The sequence below is a fragment of the Pontimicrobium sp. MEBiC01747 genome (genome assembly GCF_053601635.1).
Window position 1 is genome coordinate 1 of the sequence record NZ_JBSHNS010000040.1, and the last position, 3,058, is coordinate 3,058.

The 3,058-nt window shown below is 32.4% G+C and carries 2 protein-coding genes; both read right to left on the reverse strand.

The features are described 5' to 3' along the window. Positions 1-632: hypothetical protein (locus tag ACVC2P_RS00545; RefSeq protein WP_452596534.1), on the reverse strand; the 632-nt coding region annotated here is incomplete at its 3' end. A gap of 36 nt (positions 633-668) precedes the next feature. Next, positions 669-3,058 (reverse strand): DNA gyrase/topoisomerase IV subunit A (locus tag ACVC2P_RS00550; RefSeq protein ID WP_452596535.1); only part of this gene is annotated, 2,390 nt, incomplete at its 5' end.

Sequence of the window (3,058 nt, forward strand, 5' to 3'; positions counted from 1 at the left end):
GCTTTAGCCATATAGTTTTTATAAAATGCCGTAACCATTGCTGGGTTATTTTCATCTTCACTTTCTAATATATCACGAATATAGCTATGTTCCTCAATTAGTCGTTTTTTATCATCGTATACATAAACAGTTTTTGCATCATCCTTAATTTTCTGTACAAGCAACTTGTTTTTATACCAATGATTAGGTTTTAACTCTAATGCACCTGTTAATGTATCTATAGCGGTAGGTTTTACATTTTTAATATTTTTTAAAGAACCAATAGTATAAAAGGTTGTATCAACAAACTCTACCGTACTTTTATCTTCTTCATCAGCGCAATTACATGGTTCTATGCCTGTGTATAGGGTTTCTTTATTAATTACTTTTTCTAGTTTACTTTTTAAACTGTAAAACATATCTATGTTAGATTTGCTTGTTAAATCTCCATTATCTAAATGCTTTACTTTTATAGTAATGTTTTTTACAGGGCCATTAAAATTATTCTCTCCATAAATGCTATTGTCTTTTAAGAACATTGTAACTGCTGCATCTGGGTTAGGAAATACTACATTTTCAACAAGGTCTTCTTGTGCAAATAAGATACTTACCGCAAATACTAATAAAAAAGAAAAGTACTTTTTAACTACCATAATACTAAAAGTATAGAGAAAAATAGAGTATTCATTTTAAAATAACGTTGGTTGATCATCTGTAGTATCCTTTGCATCATTAGAATTAGTTACATTCTCTTCGTCTACAACTTCTATATCTTCTGCATGAACTTCTTCTGGAGCTTCATGAGGAATTGGGTCTAACAAGTTAATTTGATTTACCTTATCTTTTGTTAATTGATTCCCTAATGCTGTTATACCTTTTATAGCAATAAATTCTTCTAGATTAACTTCTAAATTATCCTTTCTGTCTTTACCGCGTTCTTTCGCAAAAACAACTTCTGCTAAGGGTTTCCAATCTGTTGACACTATTTCTAATTGCGATTTCTCATGCCCTGTAATGAATGATTCTTCTTTACTTTCATTTTCGATTAAGAAACGTTTTACGTAATATTTCTCTTTTTCGCCATCGAAATAAATAGCAGATATAGGTTTTTTAGGAATCCATTTTTCCATAACAATCATGTCATCATCAAAATGCGCAGTTACTTCTGGAATAATTGTTTTTGCGATTCCTTTTTGGTTAATGATTAGTATACGGTCTTCTCCTCTAAATTCTCCTAACAGCTCTCCTCTACCATCAACATTAATGCGTCGTACAGTTTCATCAAACCATATTTTTCTAGGTTTTAGTGTTGAAACTCCTTTTTCTTTAAGTTCTATTTTTTTAATTGGGTATTTGGTTACCAAATTTCCTTTAGAGGCTCTTCCTTTTATTAAAATATCGGCAAAGTCTATATCCCATTTTAATTTTTTAACGCTTCCAACTTGCCTTAAATATAAACTAATAACTTCTGCTTCTCCATTAGGGTTTGCCGAAAAGTACCATAATTTAGAGCTTTTATTCCCGTTGGTTAAATCGTATTCCTTATCTCTAGTCATTGCTGTTACAGCAAAACGTTTTATGTACGATGGTCCTTTACTACCATCTCTATAAATCATGTTATAAATGGTACGTTTGTCTTTCTTTTTAAAGACAGCTACGTGAATGATATTTTTACCAATGAAGGTTTTTGTGTCTACTTTGGTAACCATCATTTTACCATCGTTAGTAAAGGCTATAATATCATCAATGTCACTACAATCGCACACATACTCATCTCGGCGTAAAGAAGTCCCTATAAAACCTTCTTCTCTATTTACATAGAGTTTAGTATTACGTATTACTACTTTTGTAGCATCTACATCACCAAAGGTTCTAATTTCTGTTTTACGTTCTCTTCCTTCTCCGTATTCCTTTTTTAATCGTGTAAAATACGCTATAGCATAATCTATAAGATTAGCTAAATGGTGTTTTACCTCAGCGATTTGGTCTTCTAAAGCATCAATTTTTTGCTGTGCTTTGTCTATATCAAATTTAGAAATACGTTTAATTCTAATTTCTGTTAAACGTGTAATATCTTCAACGGTAACTTCTCGTTTTAAATGTTTTATGTGTGGTTTTAACCCATTATCTATTGCTTGTATAACGCCTTCCCATGTTTCTTCTTCTTCAATATCGCGGTATATTCTATTTTCTATAAAAATACGCTCTAAACTTGCAAAATGCCATTGTTCTTCGAACTCTCCAAGTTTTATCTCTAATTCTTGTTTTAGTAATTGTACTGTATTATCTGTACTACGGCGTAGCATTTCAGAAACGCCAATAAACAATGGTTTATTATCTTCGATAACACATCCTAAAGGTGATATTGAAGATTCGCAACTTGTAAAGGCATATAAGGCATCTATAGTTTTGTCTGGGGATAACCCAGATGGTAAGTGTATTAAAATTTCGACCTCAGCAGCCGTGTTATCTTCTATTTTCTTTATTTTAATTTTCCCTTTATCGTTTGCTTTTAAAATAGAGTCTATTAATGAGGATGTTGTTGTAGCATAAGGAATTTCGGTAATAACCAAAGTGTTTTTATCGCGTTGAGATATTTTAGCTCTTACACGTACTTTACCGCCTCTTAATCCATCATTATAATTAGAGAAATCTGCAATTCCTGCTGTTGGAAAGTCTGGTACTAACGTAAATCGTTTGCCTTGTAAGTGTTTTACTGAAGCGTCTATAAGTTCTATAAAGTTGTGTGGTAGTATTTTAGTAGATAACCCTACAGCAATACCTTCTCCTCCTTGTGCTAATAGTAACGGAAACATTACTGGCAAATTAACGGGTTCTTTTCTACGCCCATCGTAAGAGGCTTGCCATTCTGTAATTTTAGGATTATAAACGACATCTAATCCAAATTTAGAAATACGAGCTTCTATATAACGTGAGGCAGCAGCACGGTCTCCTGTTAAAATGTTTCCCCAGTTTCCTTGCGTATCTATTAACAAATCTTTTTGGCCTATTTGTACCATGGCATCTGCAATACTTGCATCTCCATGCGGGTGATATTGCATAGTATGCCCTACTATAT